An 18817-nucleotide genomic window follows, 5' to 3' on the forward strand; every position below is an offset into this window, starting at 1 on the left:
GTCACCGACCGCAAGGGCCACGACCGCCGCTACTCCCTCGACATCACCAAAATCCACCAAGAACTCGGCTACACCCCCAGCATCACCCTCGACGCCGGCCTCGCCGACACCGTCACCTGGTACCGCGACAACCGCACCTGGTGGGAACCCCTCAAGACCACACCCACCGCATGACCCGACTACTCGTCACCGGCGCCGGCGGGATGCTCGGCCGGGACCTGGTCACCGTGCTGCACGCCCGGTCCGACCTCAAGGTGACCGCCGCGGGCCGCGCCGACCTCGACGTCACTGACCCCGGCGCAGTGCGGGCGGCGGTCGCCGAACACGACATCGTGATCAACACGGCGGCGTGGACCAATGTCGACGGCGCGGAGGCCGACGAGGCGGCAGCCACCGCCGTCAACGGCCACGGCGTGGCGAACCTCGCGTCGGCGTGTGCCACCAGCGGTGCCCGGCTCATCCAGGTCTCCACCGACTACGTCCTCGCCGGCGACGCGCGAGCCCCCTACCCGGAGGACGCCCCCACCGCGCCGGTCAACGCCTACGGCCGGGGCAAGCTCGTCGGCGAGCAGGCCGTCGCCCGGCTACTGCCCGACACCGGCTACGTGGTCCGCACCGCCTGGCTGTACGGCGCGCACGGCCCGAACTTCGTGGCCACCATGCTCCGGCTCGCCACCCAGCGGGAGTACATCGACGTGGTCGACGACCAGCACGGGCAACCCACCTGGTCCTACCGGCTCGCCGAACAGCTCGTCGCGCTCGCCGAAGCCGCCCTCGACGGCCAGGCCGCCGCCGGCATCTACCACAGCACCTGCGCCGGCCAGACCACCTGGTACGGGTTGGCCCGCGCGGCGTTCACGCTGGCCGGTCTGGACCCGGACCGGATCCGACCCACCACCAGCGACCGGTATCCTCGTCCTGCTCCCCGTCCGGCGTACAGTGTGCTGGCACACAGCCGCTGGGCGGCCGCGGGCCTGCCGTCGCTCCCCGACTGGCATGCCACCCTCGTCGACGCGTTCGACTCCCCCGCTCCGCCCGCTCCGTGGAAGGTCGCATGAAGCTCACCCTCGTCACCGGCTTGACCGGCCTGATATTGCTGGCCACCATCGTCGAGCTGCTGCGCCGCCGGCAGCTCCGCGAGAAGTACGGCATGCTCTGGCTCGGCGTCCTGGTGATCGTCATCCCCCTGTCGCTCTTCCCCCGCCTGCTGGACAACGTCGCCGAGCTGCTCGGCGTCGCCTCCGGCGTCAGCCTCGTGCTCTTCCTCGGCATCATCTTCCTGCTGCTGGTCTGCGTGCACCTCAGCTGGGAGGTCAGCCACCTGGAAGAAGAGACCCGCACCCTGGCCGAAGACTTCGCCCTGCTCCGTACCGAGATCGACGCGGACCGGGCGGCCCGAAACGAACTGGTGTCCCACGATGGTTAACGGCAAGCGGGTCCTGATCATCATCCCGGCGCTCAACGAGTCCGGCTCGATCGCCGACGTGGTCGGCGAGGTCCGCGGTGAGCTGCCCGGCGTCGACGTGATCGTCGTCGACGACGGCTCCACCGACCGCACCGCCGCGGTCGCCGCCGCAGCCGGCGCCCTCGTGGCCAAGCTGCCGTACAACCTCGGCGTCGGCGGCGCCATGCGGGTGGGCTACCGGTACGCGCGCGACCACGACTACGACGTCGCCATCCAGATCGACGCCGACGGCCAGCACGACCCCCGGTACGTGCCGAAGCTCGTCGACCTGCTCGACGAGACCGACCTGGTGATCGGCGCCCGGTTCGCCGGCGAGGGTGACTACAACGTCCGCGGCCCCCGCCGCTGGGCCATGGTCATGCTCTCCGGTGTGCTGTCCCGCGTCGCCCACACCAAGCTCACCGACACCACCTCCGGGTTCCGGGCCGCCAACCGTCGGGTGATCGACATGTTCGCCACCTGGTACCCGGTGGAATACCTGGGCGACACCGTGGAGACGCTTGTGCACACCGCCCGACGCGGCTACACCATCCGCCAGGTGCCGGTGGCCATGCGCAAGCGGATGGCGGGCACCCCCAGCCACTCCCCCGCCAAGGCCATGATCTACCTCGGCCGCGCCTTCGCCGTCCTCACGTTGGCGCTCATTCGCCGGTGATCCGCAGGCTCCTGAGTCTGGTCCCACCGGGCACCGTCGCCGTCGGCGCCGGCCTCGCCCTGCTGGGGCTCGCCTCCTACGTCCACCTGGCGGTCGCCGGGCACAGCCTCACCGAAGCGGACTACAACTCGCTCTCGGTGCTCTGGTCGATCGTCTTCACCCTCGGCATCGGCCTGTTCATGCCGGTCGAGCAGGAAGTCGCCCGACTCGTCGCCGCCCGGCACAGCCAGGGCCTTCCCCCGGGGCCGGTACTGGCCCGGGGGGCGGCCCTGGCCGCCGGCCTGCTCGCCGCCGTGATCGCGCTGATCATCGCCTTCCGGGGAACGCTCGCCGACCGGCTCTTCGCCGGCGACGGCACCATGGTCACCGTCCTGATCGGCGCGCTGGCCGGGCTCGCCGTCGCGCACACCACCCGTGGCGTCCTCTCCGGCCTGCAACTGTTCCCCTGGTACGGCACCCAACTCGGCATCGACGGCGGCCTGCGGATCGTCATCGTCGCCGTGCTCGGCCTGAACGGCGTCACCAACCCCGTCTGGTACGGCGCGGTTCTGGTCATCGCGCCCGTCGCCGGCGCCATCCTCACCGCACCACCGGTCCTGCGAGCCATCGGCGGCGGCGTCCCCGTCGCCTGGGCGACCCTGCTGCGCGGCCTCGGCCTCCTCACCGCCTCCAGCCTGCTCGCCCAGGTCGTCGTCAACATCGGCGTGATCAACGTCAAGGTGCTGGACCCGTCCGACGTGGCGACCGCCGGCGCACTGCTCTCCGCGCTGGTGCTGGTCCGGATCCCGCTGTTCGTCTTCGCCTCACTGCAGGCATCGCTGCTACCCGGCCTCTCCACCTCGGCCAGCACCGGCGACCTCACCGGTTTTTACAACCTGCTGCGCCGCGCCCTGGGCATCGTCACCGCGCTCGGCCTCACCGGCGCCGTACTCGCCGTGCTCCTCGGCCCACGGCTGGTGCAGACCCTCTTCGACGCACCCGGCGTCCTCGGCTACGCCGACTTCGCCTGGCTCGCCGTCGCCACCCTCGCCTACCTGTGGGCGATGGTCCTCGGCCAGGCACTGCTCGCCCTCGACCGGCACCGGGCACAGGCCCTCGCCTGGGCCATCGGCGTGGCCGCACTCGTCGTCGCGACGCTCGCCCCGGTCTCCACCGCGCTGCGAGTCGAACTCGGCTACGCCATCGGCTCCGTCGTGGTCGCCGCCGTCATGGCCGTGCTGCTGCGCACCCGCGCCACCCACCCGGCAGCACCCACCCACGCCCCTACCTTCGAGACTGCCGCACCGGGAGTGACCGGCGGGGCCTGATCCGGGCCGCACCCCCGCGCATCGTTGTCACAGCGACCCGCGGCGCTCGGGGTGGCCCGCCCGCCACAGGTGCTGGACGTGCTGCGGCGGGCGGCCCTGATTCCAGGGCCGCCCGCCGCATCCGCCGGTGTTACTTGCCGTCCGCCGGCTTGTCCTCCAGGTCCGCGGACGCCGCCGACGTCGTCGGCTTGTGCGACTCCGTGGTGGGCTGCGCCGGAGTGTCCGGGCCACCCGCCTCCGCCGGCTGCTCGGCGGCGGACACATCGCCGTCCAGCAACGCGGTCAGCGCGGCACCGGTGATCCGGCGGAACGAACGGCCCACCCGGTGGCGGTCCAACACCGCCACCTCCAACTGGTTGGCGGCGATCGTCCGGGCTGCCCCGCCCTCACCACCAACCGTGCTCAACGCCTGCACCGCCACCCGGGCCGCCTCGGCGAGGGACATGTCCGCGCGGTGCTGCGACTTCAGCACACCGGTGATCGCCTCGGCCTGGCCACCCATGGCCATCCGCCCCGGCTCGTCGTTGACCGAGCCGTCGTACGTCAGCCGGTACAGCTCGTCATCGTCCGCGGTCGCCCCGACCTCCGCCACGCAGATCTCCACCTCGAACGGCTTCGACTGCTCGGTGAAGATCGCACCGAGCGTCTGCGCGAACGCGTTGGCCAGGGCCCGCCCGGTGACATCACGCCGGTCGTAGCTGAGCCCGTTCAGGTCGGCCATCCGCACACCGGCCCGGCGCAGATTCTCGAACTCGTTGTACCGACCGACCGCGGCGAACCCGATCCGGTCGTAGATCTCGCTGACCTTGTGCAGGGCGCTGGAGAGGTTCTCCGCGACGAAGAGCACCCCGCCGGAGTAGCTGAGGACCACCGCGCTGCGACCCCGAGCGATGCCCTTGCGGGCCAACTCGGAGCGGTCGCGCATGATCTGTTCGGGCGAGGCGTAGAACTGCATGGCCACGGCGGCGGTTCTCCTTACGGCGCGGTGCTGACGACTGCTGACTGGTGGGGGTGGACGAGGCTCAACCGCCCGGGTTCTCCATCCGACCGGCGACCACGCCCTCGGCGATCGCCGCCGTCTCGGCGTCGGTCAACCGGCGGGTGCCCTCGGCGGTAGCGGTCATCACCACCGGATAGATCCGACGGGTCAGATCCGGTCCGCCGGTCGCGGTGTCGTCGTCCGCCGCGTCGTAGAGCGCCTCGACCGCGAGGCGGGTGGCGTCGTCGACCGACACACCGGCCCGGAACCGCTTCTTCAGCGCCGACTTCGCGAAGAGCGAACCGGAGCCGATCGCGTCGTAGCCGGTCTCCTCGTACGGACCGCCGGTCACGTCGAAGCTGAAGATCCGACCAGCCCGCGCCGGGTCGGCGGCGGCCAGGTCGAACCCGGCGAACAGCGGCACCACGGCCAGGCCCTGCATGGCCGCACCCAGGTTGCCGCGGATCATCGACGCCAACCGGTTGGCCTTGCCGTCGAGCGAGAGCATGGCGCCCTCGATCTTCTCGTAGTGCTCCAGCTCCACCTGGAACAGTCGCATCAGCTCGATCCCGATGCCCGCCGTGCCGGCGATCCCCACCAGGGAGTACGCGTCGGCCGGGTGCACCTTCTCGATGTCACGCTGGGCGATCAGGTTGCCCATGGTGGCCCGCCGGTCGCCGGCCATCACGACACCACCGTCGGCCGAGATGGCCACGATGGTGGTCGCGTGCGGCGCCAGGTCCGCTGCCATACCCGGCGGCAACGGCCGCCGGCCGGGCAGCATCTCCGGGGCCACCCGACTCAGGAACGTCGTGAAGGAGGACGTCCCCGCGTTGGTGAACACATCTGGTAGACGCCCGGATGGATCAAAGCCCGCTGCCACGTGGTTCCTCTCAGATACGTGATCGCCCTGGCCAGCCTCATGGGACTGTCACGGAACTGGCCAAGACCACCGTTGCAGTTGAAGCAGAGTATCCCGCGCACCCACCCGGTGCGATGATCGTGGTCCAGATGTTGCGGGTCCGCGCCGCCGCAGATCGCACACACCCCGCCCTGCTCGGCCAGGAGCTCCTGAAACTCCTTCTCCCCCACGCCGTACCGCCGCTGCAGGTGGTACTCGCGAGTCCCGCCGTGTAGGCGAAGCTTGCTCTCCTTGCCCTTCGCGTTGTGGCAAGGCTTGCAGTATCGGCCGTAACCTCCACGACCGGAGCGGTTCCGCGGAAAGTCCTCAAAGGGCTTCGTGGCACCGCAGTCCGGGCATCGCCGGTGGCCCGCTGGGACCAGCGGCAACTGCCGTACATCCCTGCCCTGCTGCTCCTTCAGGCGCTTCGCGTAGCTCGCCTTCGAGCGAACGTTGAAGCAGGGCTTGCAGTAGCTGCCTTTACCATCCGGCCGTTTGCTGTTCGCGCAGAATTGATCAAGGGGCAGCCACTCGCCGCAGTCGCGGCAGCGGCGGTGGCCATCCCGGTCACCCAAAGGACGAGGCATGTCCGTTTTATGCAGCTATGCCCTATTCGCCCCCTTTTTGGACATAGCCTCTCACAAATTCCTCTGCGTTTTCTTCGAGGACGGAGTCGATCTCGTCGAGGAGGTCGTCGACGTCCTCGGTGATCTCGGCGTGCCGCTCGGCCACCTCGGGGTTGGCCTCGGTGGTGACGTCCTCGATTTCCTCGCCCTGACGGGACTTGCCGGACTGCGACTGGCCGCCGCTGTCATGAGTGGCCACTGCTGCCTCCTCCACGATCGTCTGCGATGAACTTACCTCGCGCGGGCGACGAAAAGCCCGCCGCGCGCCGGCTTACGGCACGCGACGGGCATAAGGACGTACGTTCAGCCGCCGGTCAACGTCTCCAGCAGATCCTTCGCGCTGGCGCAACGGTCGAACAGGGCCCCGACGTGCGCGCGCGTGCCGCGCTCCGGCTCCATCATCGGCACCCGGACCAGCGACTCCCTGCCAATATCGAAGATCACCGAGTCCCAGCTCGCGGCGACGACCTCGGACGCGTACTGGGCGAGGCAGCGGCCCCGGAAGTAGGCCCTGGTGTCCTCCGGCGGCTCGGTCATCGCGGTGCGTGTCTCGTCGTCGGTGAGCAGCGTCTTCATCGCCCCCCGGGTAACCAGCCGATTGTAGAGGCCCTTCTCCGGCCGGACATCGGAATACTGCAGGTCGACCAGTTGGAGCTTGTGCGCGCCCCAACCGAGCTTCTCGCGCTCCCGGTAACCCTCGAGCAGCCGCAGTTTGGCCACCCAGTCCAACTCGTCGGCGCAGAGCATCGGGTCCCGGCCGAGCCGGTCCAGCACGCTCTCCCAGCGGTCGAGCACATCGACGGTCTGCTCGTCGGCGTCGGTGCCGTAGCGGTCGTCGACAAAGGACCGGACCCGTTCCAGGTACGCCCATTGCAGGTCAAGTGCGGTGAGCCGGCGACCGTCGCGCAGTCGCATGAGGTGCGACAGGCCGGGATCGTGGCTGACCGCGCGCAACTCGCTGACCGGGTCGGCGATGCCGAGGTCGGCGCCGAGCGCCTTCTCCTCGATCATGTTGAGGATCAGTGAGGTGGTGCCGACCTTGAGGTAGGTGGAGATTTCGGAGAGGTTGGCATCGCCGATGATCACGTGCAGCCGGCGATATTTGTCGGCGTCGGCGTGCGGCTCGTCGCGGGTGTTGATGATGGGCCGCTTGAGGGTGGTCTCCAGGCCCACCTCGACCTCGAAGAAATCGGCGCGCTGGGAGATCTGGAAGCCGCTCTGCCCGCCGTCCTGGCCGATGCCGACCCGGCCCGCGCCACAGACGATCTGGCGGGTGACGAAGAACGGCGTCAGGTACGCCACGATGTCGGCGAACGGGGTCTGCCGACGCATCAGGTAGTTTTCGTGAGCGCCGTAGCTGGCGCCCTTGTTGTCGGTGTTGTTCTTGTAGAGGTGGATCGGCTGGCTGCCCGGGATGGTGGCGGCCCGGCGGGACGCCTCGGCCATCACCCGTTCGCCGGCCTTGTCCCAGCGCACGATGTCGCGGGGGGTGGTGACCTCCGGGGTGGAGTATTCGGGGTGGGCGTGGTCGACGTAGAGACGGGCACCGTTGGTGAGTATCACGTTGGCGAGGCCGAGGTCCTCGTCGGCCAACGCCTCGGCCGGGTCGTAGGCGGCCCCGGAGTAGGTGAAACCGCGGGCGTCGCGCAGCGGCGACTCTTCCTCGTAATCCCAGCGGGCTCGACCACCCCGGTTGAGCTCAGGACGTGCGCCGTAGGCGTTGACCACCTGTGATGAGGTGACCATCGGGTTGGCTCCGGCCTGACCGGGCACGGAGATGCCGTACTCGACTTCGGTGCCCATGATCCGACGTACCGTCATGCGACCACTCGCTTCGCTCGCCCCTGGAGCCGGCGTACCCGCCGCTCACACCATCGAGACTAGTCTGCGCGGTGGCCTACCGCGCGGCCCTGCCGGTCGGCGCGGCGCGGCTACCGTGCCGTGGCGGCTCCCGGTGGCACCACGCTCAGCCGGCGCACCGCGCCCGTGGATTCCGTCGATGGCCTGCTGGGCGCCCGGGTGGGCCACGAAGGAGCCGCCGGGGGCGGGGGCGACGCCGCAGGATGCGCGGGGTCCGGACGGGCCGGTGGGACGGTCGCGGTGGGACGCACGCAGCGGCGGCACCGGACGGGTCCGGTGCCGCCGCTGGCGGTCAGAGGTACTGGCCGGTGTTGCTGGCGGTCTCGATGGACCGGCCGGCCTCGGCGCCCTTGCCACCGGAGACGAGCGTGCGGATGTAGACGATCCGCTCGCCCTTCTTGCCGGAGATGCGCGCCCAGTCGTCGGGGTTGGTGGTGTTGGGGAGGTCTTCGTTCTCGCGGAACTCGTCGACGCAGGCGTCGAGCAGGTGCTGCAGGCGCAGCCCCTTGCGACCGGAGGTGAGGAATTCCTTGATGGCCATCTTCTTGCTCCGGTCGACGATGTTCTGGATCATCGCGCCGGAGTTGAAGTCCTTGAAGTAGAGGACTTCCTTGTCACCGTTGGCGTAGGTGACCTCGAGGAAGCGGTTCTCCTCGGTTTCCGAGTACATCCGCAGCACCACGGCGTCGATCATCGCGGCGACGGTGGCCTGGGGGTCGGCCGAGTGCTCGGCCAGGTCGTCCGGGTGCAGGGGCAGCCCGGCGAGAATGTACTTGGAGAAGATGTCCTTGGCCGCTTCGGCGTCCGGCCGCTCGATCTTGATTTTGACGTCGAGCCGACCGGGGCGCAGGATCGCCGGGTCGATCATGTCTTCCCGGTTGGAGGCGCCGATGACGATGACGTTCTCCAGCCCCTCCACGCCGTCGATCTCGCTGAGCAGCTGCGGGACGATGGTGTTCTCCACATCGGAGGAGACACCGGAGCCACGGGTCCGGAAGATCGAGTCCATCTCGTCGAAGAACACGATCACCGGGGTGCCCTCGCCGGCCTTCTCCCGCGCCCGCTGGAAGATCAGCCGGATGTGCCGCTCGGTTTCGCCGACGTACTTGTTGAGCAGCTCGGGGCCCTTGATGTTGAGGAAGAAGCTTGTGTGCTTCTCCTTGCCCTGCCGTTCGGCGATCTTCTTGGCCAGCGAGTTGGCCACCGCCTTGGCGATGAGCGTCTTGCCACAGCCGGGCGGGCCGTAGAGCAGGATGCCCTTGGGCGGGCGGAGCTGGTGCTCACGGAACAGGTCCGCGTGCAGGAAGGGCAGCTCCACCGCGTCGCGGATCTGCTCGATCTGCGACTGGAGGCCACCGATGTCGCCGTAGTCGACGTCGGGCACCTCCTCCAGGACCAGCTCCTCGACCTCACTCTTCGGGATCCGCTCGTACGCGTACGCCGAGCGGGGCTCGATCATGAGCGAGTCGCCGGCCCGGATCGCGGAGCCGATGAGGGTCTCGGCGAGGTGCACGATGCGCTCCTCGTCGGAGTGCGAGACCACCAGCGCCCGGTCGCCCGGCCCGCCGCCGGGCCCCTCCAGGATCTCCTTGAGCATCACGACCTCACCGACCCGCTCGTAGCCGAACGCGTCGACGATGTTGAGCGCGTCGTTGAGCAGGACCTCCTGGCCACGGCGCAGGTCACCCACGTCCAGCGAGGGCGAGACCGCGACCCGTAGTTTGCGACCGCCGGTGAAGACATCCACCGAACCGTCGTCGTGCTTGGCCAGGAAGACGCCGTAGCCACTCGGCGGTTGCGCGAGCCGGTCGATCTCCTCCTTGAGCGTCACGATCTGCGTGCGAGCCTCCTTGAGGGTGCTCACCAGCCGGTCGTTGTTCTCGGTCAGCCGCGCCAACTGTGCCTGAGTGGCCGCCAGCCGCTCTTCGAGCTGCCGGACGTGTCGGGGGCTTTCGGTCAACTTGCGCCGCACCAGAGCGAGTTCCTCCTGAAGGAACGCGACCTGCGTGGAGAGATCGTGGGCTTCCTTCTCCCACCGTGCGGCGCGCGAGTCCGCGTCGTCGCTGCGTGCTGCCACGTCCCACCTCCCCGGGGGGCTTGAACGTTCTGCCCTAACACTAGCCGCTATGAGGCCGATTCGGTCCCACGCAACACCCTCGTCACCGAACCTTGATCGCCAAGGGTGGCCTGACGGGCGGTTACCGGCGTTCGGGTACCGTCGGAGTGTAGGACGGGAGAACATGGGGGGTGCGCCGGTGACCGAGGTCGCGACCGATCAGCTGCAGGTCTGGGTGGACCAGGATCTGTGCACGGGCGATGGGCTCTGCGTGCAGTACGCGCCGGAGGTTTTCGAGTTCGACATCGACGGTCTGGCGTACGTCAAGGGCGCCGACGGTGAGCTGCTGGCGACGCCGGGCAGCCGCGTCGACGTGCCCGAGCACCTGCGGCTCGAGGTGATCGACTCCGCGAAGGAATGCCCGGGCGACTGCATCCATGTGGTGCGCGGCGACGGTGTCGAGATCGCCGGTCCGGACGCCGAGGAAGACTGAGCCGTCCGCCGGCCGGGCCGCGCGGCCCGGCCGGACCCAGGAGGGGTACGCCTCAGAGCATCGGACGGCCGACCACCGACGCGACCAGCCGCGCGAACTCCTCCAACCGGGCGATCTGCCCGGCCCCACCGTCGTCGAGGGTCTTGCCGAAGCGCAGCGCGTCGTGCCGTGGCGTGCCCACCATCTCCTCGCTCGGCGGCGCCTCGTCCAGTGAGGTGAGCAGCAGGTAGACGTCGATGCTGTCGACCCGGATCTCGCCGCTGTCGGCGCGGTTGAGCCGCCGCCGGCAGCCGACCTCGGTGACGGTGGACACCGGCACGACCCGCAACGACGAGGTCATCGAGCCCGGGGGGCCCTCCTCCGGCGGTACGTCCTCGCCGTGCCAGAGGATCAGCCGGCTGCCGTCGCAGACGACGACCTCCTGCCACACGCCGTTGACCTCGTTGACGAAGCGTTCCAGGGTGAAACCGAGCACCGACGCGCCGCGCAGCACGCCGCCGAGCGCCTCCAGGGCGACGTCCGGGTCGCGCAGGTAGGCCCGCGCCGCCGATTCCAGATCCTGGTAGGGCGACCAGTCGGGGAAGACCGCGGGGAGGTCACCGCCGCCGTAGCCCGGTCGGCTCATGCCAGCGCCTCCCCCTGCTCGGCGGTGCCGCCGGCCAGCTCGATGGTCACGGCCTGTCCATCTCCCCCGTACCGTCGGACTGCGCACCTGCCACCAGCGCGGCGGCCTGTCGGGCCGCCTCCGCCGCGCGCAGGTCCTGGCGGCGCTGCACGTACGCCTCGGTGCCCTTGCTGGGCTTGCGCCGGCGCGGCGGCGCGGTGACCCCGGGGGCCAGCTTGCGCGCGGACACCAGGAACGCGGTGTGCGCGATCATCCGGTGATCCGGCCGGACGGCGAGGCCCTCGGCGTGCCAGTCGCGCACCAGGGACTCCCAGGCGCGCGGCTCGGTCCAGCCGCCGCGCTCGCGTAGCGCCTCCACCAGCTCGGACAGCTGCGGCGTGGTGGCGACGTAGCCGATGAACACACCGCCGGGGACCAACGCCCGCTCGACCATGTCGAGAGTTTCCCAGGGAGTCAGCATGTCCAGGATGATCCGGTCGAAGCCGGTCTCCTGGCACTGCGCGACGTCACCGACGTGCAGGTGCCACGACGGGTGCGGCCCGTTGAAGAACGCCTCGACGTTGCGCTTGGCGATCTGGGCGAAGTCGTCGCGCAGCTCGAACGAGTGCAGCTCGCCCTCGGTGCCGACGGCCCGCAGCAGGGAGCAGCTCAGCGCGCCGGAGCCGGCGCCGGCCTCGAGGACCTTCGCGCCGGGGAAGATGTCACCCATCGCGACGATCTGCGCCGAGTCCTTCGGGTAGATCACCTGGGCGCCGCGCGGCATGGACAGCACATAGTCCGACAGGAGGGGCCGCAGGGCGAGGAACGCGGTGCCGCCACCGGCGGTGGTCACCACACTGCCGTCGGGGAGCCCGATCAGCGTGTCGTGCGCCAGGATGCCGCGGTGGGTGTGGAACTCCTTGCCGGGCTCCAGCGTCACTGTGTGCATCCGCCCCTTGGGGTCGGTCAGCTGAACCCGGTCGCCGGGCCGGAACGGCCCACGGTGCACGGGTGTCAGCGCCGGGGTGGTGGGGTCGGCTCCGACGGTGGAGGGAGTTGCGGTCACTGTGTCATCTTCCGGTTGGGTTCGAGGAGCTGTGCAAGGTCCGCGATGTGCAGAATGCCGACGACATCTTCGCCTGACGTCACCACGTACTGCGCGCCCGGGTGGGTCTGTACGGCCTCCATCACCCGCTCGCCGTCCCAGCCGACCGGCAGCGCGGGAAGTGTGCCCAGGGCTCGGGCGACGGCGTCCACCGCCAGCCATGGTCGGCGGTCGACGGGCACCGCGTCGGCGGCGGCCGGGTCGACGAGCGCCACCGGCCGGCCGGTGGAGTCGGTGACCAGCAGGGCAGCGGCGGGCTGCCCGCCTTCGGCGCGTCGGCGCTGGGCCTCGGCCAGGGGCGTACCGGTGGGCACCGGCCAGACCGGGCGGGCCAGCCGGGAGAGGTCGATCAGCGGGAACCGGCGGCTGACCCGGGCGGCCCGGATCGCCTGCCCGGCGCCCCGCCAGAGGGTGACGGCGACCAGCAGCATCAGCGGCAGCGCCAGCGGCGACAGGTAGTCGGCGACGGTCAGCAGCCCGACCAGGGCGGCGGTGCCGACCGCGACGACCCGGCCGGCCCAGCCGGCGACCTCGGTGCCCAGGTGCCGGTCGCGGGTCAGCCCCCACACGGCGGCACGCAGCGCCCGGCCGCCGTCGAGTGGCAACCCGGGCAGACTGTTGAACAGCGCGACGATGACGTTGCTGACCGCGAGTTGGAAGGCGAGTTGGTGCGCCACCGTCCGCTCGGGCAGGGCGAGGGTGGCGGCGACCGCGAGGACTCCGAGCACCGCGGAGACCGCCGGACCGGCCAGCGAGACCAGCAGGTCGACGCGGGGCGACGGGGCGTCCCGGTCCATCTCGGTGTAGCCGCCGAGCAGTTCCAGGGTGATTCCGCGCACACCGATGCCGTGCCGGCGGGCGGTGAGGGCGTGGCCCAGCTCGTGCAGCAGCACCGAGCCGAGCAACGACACCACGAACCCGAAGCCGATCAGGTAGCCGCTGATCTGCGGCAGGTCGAGCTGTCGGCGGGCGAACTCGGCGTACAGCACGGCGATGAGCACCGAGAGCAGGACCATGGAGCCGTTGAGGTGCAGCGGCACCCCGAACACCCGGCCGACGTTCAGGCCGAGACGCCGGTCGGGTCGGCGCGGCGGGCGGGATGTCTGCTCCATCGCCACGATGCTACGGACCGTCGCCGTGCGGGGCGGGCGGCGGTCGGTGTCACACCGGTGCCCTAACCTTTGCCGACATGACGGCGGAACCGGTCACCACCTCCCAGCCCTCCTCCCCGGCGCAGGCGCCGCCGACGGTGCGGGCCTCGCTGTCGCCGTCGCGGGCGGCGGATTTCAAGACCTGCCCGCTGCTCTACCGGTTCCGCAGCATCGACCGGCTGCCCCAGCGCACCACGATCGAGCAGGCCCGGGGCACGCTTGTGCACGCGGTGCTGGAGCGCCTGTTCGACCTGCCCGCGCAGGGCCGCACGCCGGCGGCGGCGGCCGACCTGGTGGCTCCCCAGTGGGACCGGCTGGTGACCGAGCAGCCGGAGCTGGCCGGGATCTTCGACGACGCGGAGCCGGCCGGTCCGGTGGAGTTCCTGCGCTCGGCCGCGGGGCTGTTGGAGGGCTACTTCGCGGTGGAGGATCCGACCCGGCTGGAGCCGGCCGAACGGGAGAGCCTGATCTCGGCGGTGGTCGACGAGGAGTTGCTGATCCGGGGCTACCTCGACCGGCTCGACGTGGCTCCGGACGGCGCGCTGCGGGTGGTCGACTACAAGACCGGGGGCGCGCCACGGGAGGCGTTCGAGGCGCGGGCGCTGTTCCAGCTGAAGTTCTACGCCCTGGTGTTGTGGCGCACCCGGGGGGTGGTGCCCCGGGTGCTGCGGTTGCTCTACCTGCGCGACGCCGAGGTGTTGGACTACACACCGGACGCCGATGAGCTGGTCCGCTTCGAGCGCACGGTGGTGGCGCTGTGGCGGGCGATCGAGCAGGCCACCGCCCGGCAGGATTTCCGACCCCGGCCGAGCCGGCTCTGCGACTGGTGCAGCCACCAGGCGCTGTGCCCGAGCTTCGGCGGCACCCCGCCGCCGTTCCCGGTCACGGTGGCGACCGCCGATCCGCTGCGCGACGCCCGGTCCGCTCCGGTGGTGCCCGGCGCCGACGAGTGACGACCCGCGGCGGGCCGCTCGTGCCCGCCGGCGGCGTGGTCGGTCGTGCCCGCCGCAGGCGTGGTCGGTCCCGGCCCTCGCCCATCCGTCGTGGACACCCGGCCTCGCCGGCAGTCCCGACCGAAGCGGTGCCGTGTCGGTCGGGACTCGCACCCGGGTCGGCCCTGGGGCCTGTGTCAAAGTCCTCGGCCGGCCAGGGGCTTTGACACAGGCCCCAGCGTGGTCCGCGACGCACCGGCCGCCGTACGCGAGGATGGGCGGTGCGGGCACGACGTCGGCGGAACGGGGGACGAGATGACGGATCGGGTGGCCTCGGCGCGGCCGGTGCGGATCCTGCTCGCCGACGACCAACCGCTGCTGCGCACCGGCTTCCGGATGGTGCTGGGGGCCGAGGGTGACCTGGATGTGGTGGCCGAGGCCGGCGACGGTGTGGAGGCGGTGGAGCTGTCCCGGCGGCTGCTGCCCGACGTCGTGCTGATGGACATCCGGATGCCCCGGATGGACGGGGTGGCGGCGACCCGGGCCATCGTCGACTCCCGGCTGCCGGTGCGGGTGCTGGTGCTCACCACGTTCGACCTGGACGAGTACGTGGTGGGGGCGCTGCGCGCGGGCGCCAGCGGGTTCCTGGCCAAGGACGTGCCCGCCGAGGAGTTGATCGCGGCGATCCGCACGGTGGCCGGTGGGGACGCGGTGGTCTCGCCGCGGATCCTGCGGCGGCTGTTGGAGCGCTTCGCCGAGCTGCTGCCCGATCCGGCGGCGACGCCCGCGCCGGTGCTCAACGCGCTCACCGACCGGGAACGCGAGGTGCTGGTGCAGGTGGCCCGGGGGTTGTCCAACGCCGAGATCGCGGCGGTGCTGTCGGTAAGCGAAACCACTGTGAAGACCCACGTCGGGCGCCTGCTGACGAAGCTGCGACTACGGGACCGGGTGCAGGCCGTGGTGCTGGCGTACGAGTCGGGCCTGATCCGCCCCAGGACGTAGCCGGCGTCCGGCGGCTACCCCACCTGGCGTACCCAAGAATCCCTCCGCGGGGGGACGGCACGGTTGCCGTGGTCACCTACCGTGACCGGAGACGGCTCGGCGCGGTTGACCCTCCTGTGGCGTGCGGGGGCAAAGTCGTGTTCGGCGCTGTCGCCGGTCGCGGGAAAAGGGGTCGACCGGCCGTCAGGTCAGGGGCAACCCTGATCCGACATCGGGGGCCACCCGCAGCGGGAAATCCGCGCCGGGTCCCCCCGTGGACGGACGGAACGGGCGTGAGCAGCGCCGATGATGGAACAGTCGCGCCGGACCATCGGGGGGCGGCGTGAACATACGGACAGACGGAAGAGGTAGATGACGTGACCGCGACGGTAGGCCAGCAGGCGCAGGCCGCGGCCCGGGCGAACGACGTGTGGAAGGTGTACGGCACCGGCGAGGCTCAGGTCATCGCCCTGCGGGGGGTCAGCGCGGAGTTCGAACGGGGCCGGTTCACCGCGATCATGGGACCGTCCGGTTCGGGCAAGTCGACGCTGATGCACTGCCTGGCCGGCCTGGACTCGGTGACCCGGGGGACGGTGGCGATCGGTGAGACGACCGTCACGGGGCTGGGCGACGCGGGGCTGACGAAGCTGCGCCGCGACAAGGTGGGTTTCATCTTTCAGCAGTTCAACCTGCTGCCCACGCTGACCGCCAAGGAGAACATCCTGCTGCCGTTGTCGATCGCCGGGCGCAAGCCGGACCCGGCGTGGTACGACACGGTGATCACCACGGTTGGTCTGCAGGACCGGCTGGAGCACCGGCCGGCGCAGCTCTCCGGCGGGCAGCAGCAGCGGGTGGCGTGCGCGCGGGCCCTGGTCTCCCGCCCCGAGGTGATCTTCGCGGACGAGCCGACCGGCAACCTGGACTCGCGCTCCGGCGCAGAGGTGCTCGGCTTCCTGCGCAACTCGGTCCGCGAGCACGGCCAGACCATCGTGATGGTCACCCACGACCCGACCGCCGCCGCGTACGCCGACCGGGTGGTCTTCCTCGCCGACGGGGAGATCGTCTCGGAGTTGATCGAGCCGACCGCCGAGACGGTGCTGGACACCATGAAGAAGCTGGACACTCCGGCCGAGGTGGGCAACTGATGTTCCGGGCGACACTGAAGAGTCTCCTGGCCCGCAAGGTCCGGCTGATCCTGTCCGGTCTGGCGGTGGTGCTCGGGGTGATGTTCGTCTCCGGCGCCTTCGTGCTGACCGACACGCTGGGCCGTTCGTTCGACTCCGTTTTCGCCGACGGCTTCTCCGAGATCGACGTGAACGTGGCGGCGAAACCGAAGGTGGAGCTCAGCGAGATGGAGGGCGAGCAGACCTCCGCCCCGCTGCCCGCCGCCGTGGTGGAGCGGGTCAAGCAGGTGCCCGGGGTGGCCTCGGCGACCGGCATCGTCAACGCCGACGGCGCCCGCGTGATCGGCAGCAACGGCAAGGTGGTCACCTCGTTCGGTCCGCCGCAGTTGGGCGAGAACTGGACCGGCGAGAGCGACCTGATGCAGTTGCGGGAGGGGCGCGCGCCGCAGGCCGAGGACGAGATCGTGGTCAACAAGTCGCTGGCGACGACCGCGAAGCTGCAGGTCGGTCAGAAGGTCGGCGTGCTCACCGCGTTCGAGTCGAAGAAGCGGGACTTCACTCTGGTCGGCATCCTCGGTTACAGCGGTGACCGGGACTCGATCGGTGGGGTCAACGAGGTCATCTTCACCACTCCGGTGGCGCAGCGGCTGATGCTCGGCGAGCCGGACACGTTCAGCAGCATCACCGTGAGCGCCGCCGACGGCGTCTCCGACGAGAAGCTGCGCGACGACGTGGCCCGCACCCTGGGCGCTGACTTCGAGGTGAAGACCGGTAAGCAGGTGGCCGCGGACGCCTCGGCCAGCCTGAAGGAGGGCCTGTCCTTCTTCAACAAGATCCTGCTCGGCTTCGCCGCGGTGGCGCTGCTGGTCGGTACGTTCCTGATCCTCAACACCTTCTCGATCATCGTGGCCCAGCGCACCCGGGAGTTGGCGTTGATGCGCGCCATCGGGGCCAGCGGGCGACAGATCATCGGTTCGGTGGTGCTGGAGGCCATCGCGGTCGGGCTGATCGCCTCGGTGCTCGGTCTCGCCGCCGGCATCGGTGTGGGGGCGCTGCTGGCGTTCCTGTTCGGCAAGCTGGCCGGTGGCTTGACCCTGGCCGGGATCGGTGTGCCGGCGGCGGCGGTGATCGGGTCGTTCGCCGTCGGGCTGGTCATCACGGTGGTGGCGGCGCTGCTGCCGGCGCTGCGGGCGTCGCGGATTCCGCCGATCGCGGCCATGCAGGACGTGGCCACGCCGGACCGGCCATTGACCAAGATCACCGTCACCGGGTCGGTGGTCACCGGCATCGGCGCGGTGCTGCTGTTCCTCGGGCTCAGCGGCAACGCCGGCGGCCAGACGCTGTCCACCATCCTCGGTGGGGTGCTGTTCGCCTTCATCGGCGTGGCGCTGCTGACCCCGCTGATCAGCCGGCCGGTGGTGAACCTGCTCGGCGCGATCTTCTCCTGGTCGGTGCCGGGCAAGCTGGGCCGGCTCAACTCCGGACGCAACCCGCGCCGCACCGCGATCACCGCCGCGGCGCTGATGGTCGGCATCGCGCTGGTCACCGGCGTCACGGTGATCCTCGACTCGGCGAAGGGCAGCATCAGCACGCTCGCCCAGGACACCATCAAGGCCGAGCTGGTGATCTCCGGTCAGCAGGGTGGCCCGCGTCCACCGAGCTTCGACCCGGGTGTGCTGGACCAGGCGAAGGCGTTGCCCGGCGTGCAGCTGGTCGACGGCGAGTACGGCGACATGGCGAAGGTCGACGGCGAGAGCACCTGGGTCGCGGCGAGCAGTGACGTCGCGTCGCTGCGGCAGATCTTCGGGGCGAAGGCCACCGCCGGTGACATCGACCGGCTCGGGCCGACCCAGATGCTGGCCAGCTCGGACACGGCCACCTCGCGTGGCTGGTCGGTGGGTTCCACGGTCAAGGTGCAGCTGACCCGGGGTGAGGCACGGGCGTACACCGTCAGCGGCATCTACGAGTCGTCCCAGCTGACCAACCCGGTGACGTTGCCGGCGCAGGCCGCGAAGGACTTCACCATCCCGCAGCCCATCCAGGGCTTCATCCAGCTCGCCCCCGGTGCCCGGGTCGCCGACGTGCAGCCCCAGGTGGAGACGTTGCTGGCGGACAGCCCCGAGGTGTCGGTGGCCGACCGGGACGCGTTCATCAAGCAGCAGACCGGTCAGCTCGACGGGCTGCTCACGATGATCCAGATCCTGTTGGCCCTGGCCATCGTGATCGCCGTGCTCGGCATCATCAACACCCTGGCGCTGTCGGTGCTGGAGCGGACCCGCGAGTTGGGTCTGCTGCGGGCGATCGGCCTGCGCCGGGGCCAGACGATGGGCATGATCACCGTGGAGGCGGTGGTGATCTCCGTGTTCGGCGCGCTGCTCGGCGTGGCGGTCGGCACCGGCCTCGGCGCCGCCGTGGTCGAGGCACTCAAGGACGAGGGCATCACCGACCTGATCCTGCCCTGGGGGCAGATGGGTGTCTTCCTCGGTCTCGCCGCGATCATCGGGGTGGTGGCCGCTGTGCTGCCGGCCATCCGCGCGGCCCGGATCAACGTCCTGGGCGCGATCGCCCACGACTGATC

The 18817-nt window shown here is 70.5% G+C and carries 18 protein-coding genes and 1 pseudogene; 10 read left to right on the forward strand and 9 right to left on the reverse strand.

Annotation, left to right across the window (positions count from 1 at the left end; translation table 11 throughout):
- The 5 genes and pseudogenes from ABZU25_RS10415 to ABZU25_RS10435 form a co-directional block, all read left to right on the forward strand.
- Positions 1 to 174 (forward strand): annotated as a pseudogene (locus ABZU25_RS10415) (dTDP-glucose 4,6-dehydratase); the annotation flags it as partial.
- Positions 171 to 1058: a dTDP-4-dehydrorhamnose reductase gene (rfbD, locus tag ABZU25_RS10420; RefSeq protein WP_355029047.1), complete on the forward strand. Its 888-nt coding sequence runs from the start codon at positions 171 to 173 to the stop codon at positions 1056 to 1058. The pseudogene ABZU25_RS10415 and the gene rfbD, both read left to right, overlap by 4 nt.
- Positions 1055 to 1426, forward strand: coding sequence for a DUF2304 domain-containing protein (locus ABZU25_RS10425; protein WP_355029048.1), 372 nt, complete (start codon positions 1055 to 1057; stop codon positions 1424 to 1426). The genes rfbD and ABZU25_RS10425 overlap by 4 nt, the downstream gene beginning before the upstream one ends.
- Positions 1419 to 2120: a glycosyltransferase family 2 protein gene (locus ABZU25_RS10430; RefSeq protein WP_355029049.1), complete on the forward strand. Its 702-nt coding sequence runs from the start codon at positions 1419 to 1421 to the stop codon at positions 2118 to 2120. The genes ABZU25_RS10425 and ABZU25_RS10430 overlap by 8 nt, the downstream gene beginning before the upstream one ends.
- Positions 2117 to 3427, forward strand: a complete 1311-nt coding sequence (locus ABZU25_RS10435; protein ID WP_355029050.1) for a polysaccharide biosynthesis protein — start codon at positions 2117 to 2119, stop codon at positions 3425 to 3427. Before ABZU25_RS10430 ends, ABZU25_RS10435 begins: the two co-directional genes overlap by 4 nt.
- A gap of 130 nt (positions 3428 to 3557) precedes the next feature.
- On the opposite strand, the gene prcA is transcribed toward ABZU25_RS10435, so the two are convergent.
- The 6 genes from prcA to arc form a co-directional block, all read right to left on the reverse strand.
- Positions 3558 to 4388: a proteasome subunit alpha gene (gene prcA, locus ABZU25_RS10440; RefSeq protein WP_355029051.1), complete on the reverse strand. Its 831-nt coding sequence runs from the start codon at positions 4386 to 4388 to the stop codon at positions 3558 to 3560.
- A 61-nt stretch (positions 4389 to 4449) separates the two neighbouring features.
- Positions 4450 to 5289, reverse strand: a complete 840-nt coding sequence (gene prcB / locus ABZU25_RS10445) for a proteasome subunit beta (RefSeq protein WP_355029052.1) — start codon at positions 5287 to 5289, stop codon at positions 4450 to 4452.
- Positions 5208 to 5894: an endonuclease VII domain-containing protein gene (locus ABZU25_RS10450; protein ID WP_355029053.1), complete on the reverse strand. Its 687-nt coding sequence runs from the start codon at positions 5892 to 5894 to the stop codon at positions 5208 to 5210. The genes prcB and ABZU25_RS10450 overlap by 82 nt, the downstream gene beginning before the upstream one ends.
- Before the next feature lie 22 nt (positions 5895 to 5916).
- Positions 5917 to 6132 (reverse strand): ubiquitin-like protein Pup, encoded by a 216-nt coding sequence (locus tag ABZU25_RS10455; protein ID WP_088948111.1) that lies wholly within the window; start codon positions 6130 to 6132, stop codon positions 5917 to 5919.
- 104 nt (positions 6133 to 6236) lie between these two features.
- Entirely contained in the window at positions 6237 to 7754 is a 1518-nt protein-coding gene (dop, locus tag ABZU25_RS10460; RefSeq protein WP_355029054.1) for a depupylase/deamidase Dop, read from the reverse strand.
- Positions 7755 to 8085: 331 nt separating this feature from the next.
- Positions 8086 to 9870 (reverse strand): proteasome ATPase, encoded by a 1785-nt coding sequence (arc, locus tag ABZU25_RS10465; protein ID WP_355029055.1) that lies wholly within the window; start codon positions 9868 to 9870, stop codon positions 8086 to 8088.
- Positions 9871 to 10048: 178 nt separating this feature from the next.
- Between arc and ABZU25_RS10470 the strand changes: the two genes are divergently transcribed.
- Positions 10049 to 10342, forward strand: coding sequence for a ferredoxin (locus ABZU25_RS10470; RefSeq protein WP_355029056.1), 294 nt, complete (start codon positions 10049 to 10051; stop codon positions 10340 to 10342).
- A gap of 52 nt (positions 10343 to 10394) precedes the next feature.
- Here ABZU25_RS10470 and ABZU25_RS10475 read toward each other — a convergent pair whose 3' ends face one another.
- The 3 genes from ABZU25_RS10475 to ABZU25_RS10485 are packed head-to-tail and all read right to left on the reverse strand — an operon-like array spanning position 10395 to position 13163.
- Complete coding sequence (locus tag ABZU25_RS10475) at positions 10395 to 10967, reverse strand: hypothetical protein (protein ID WP_355029057.1); 573 nt, start codon at positions 10965 to 10967, stop codon at positions 10395 to 10397.
- A gap of 46 nt (positions 10968 to 11013) precedes the next feature.
- Positions 11014 to 11964 carry a tRNA (adenine-N1)-methyltransferase gene (locus ABZU25_RS10480; RefSeq protein ID WP_355029189.1) on the reverse strand — a complete coding sequence of 317 codons (951 nt, stop codon included), beginning with the start codon at positions 11962 to 11964 and terminating at the stop codon, positions 11014 to 11016.
- 44 nt (positions 11965 to 12008) lie between these two features.
- Positions 12009 to 13163 (reverse strand): site-2 protease family protein, encoded by a 1155-nt coding sequence (locus ABZU25_RS10485; protein WP_355029058.1) that lies wholly within the window; start codon positions 13161 to 13163, stop codon positions 12009 to 12011.
- A 77-nt stretch (positions 13164 to 13240) separates the two neighbouring features.
- Here ABZU25_RS10485 and ABZU25_RS10490 point away from each other — a divergent pair, with 77 nt between their 5' ends.
- From ABZU25_RS10490 to ABZU25_RS10505, 4 genes are all read left to right on the forward strand, one after another.
- Positions 13241 to 14155: a PD-(D/E)XK nuclease family protein gene (locus tag ABZU25_RS10490; RefSeq protein ID WP_355029059.1), complete on the forward strand. Its 915-nt coding sequence runs from the start codon at positions 13241 to 13243 to the stop codon at positions 14153 to 14155.
- Between the two features lie 294 nt (positions 14156 to 14449).
- Positions 14450 to 15136: a response regulator transcription factor gene (locus ABZU25_RS10495; RefSeq protein WP_355029060.1), complete on the forward strand. Its 687-nt coding sequence runs from the start codon at positions 14450 to 14452 to the stop codon at positions 15134 to 15136.
- 356 nt (positions 15137 to 15492) lie between these two features.
- Positions 15493 to 16260, forward strand: coding sequence for an ABC transporter ATP-binding protein (locus ABZU25_RS10500; protein WP_355029061.1), 768 nt, complete (start codon positions 15493 to 15495; stop codon positions 16258 to 16260).
- Complete coding sequence (locus ABZU25_RS10505) at positions 16260 to 18815, forward strand: FtsX-like permease family protein (RefSeq protein ID WP_355029062.1); 2556 nt, start codon at positions 16260 to 16262, stop codon at positions 18813 to 18815. Before ABZU25_RS10500 ends, ABZU25_RS10505 begins: the two co-directional genes overlap by 1 nt.
- Positions 18816 to 18817 lie beyond the last annotated feature (2 nt).

This window comes from Micromonospora sp. NPDC005215 (assembly GCF_040607915.1).
In the GTDB taxonomy this organism is placed as follows: domain Bacteria; phylum Actinomycetota; class Actinomycetes; order Mycobacteriales; family Micromonosporaceae; genus Micromonospora.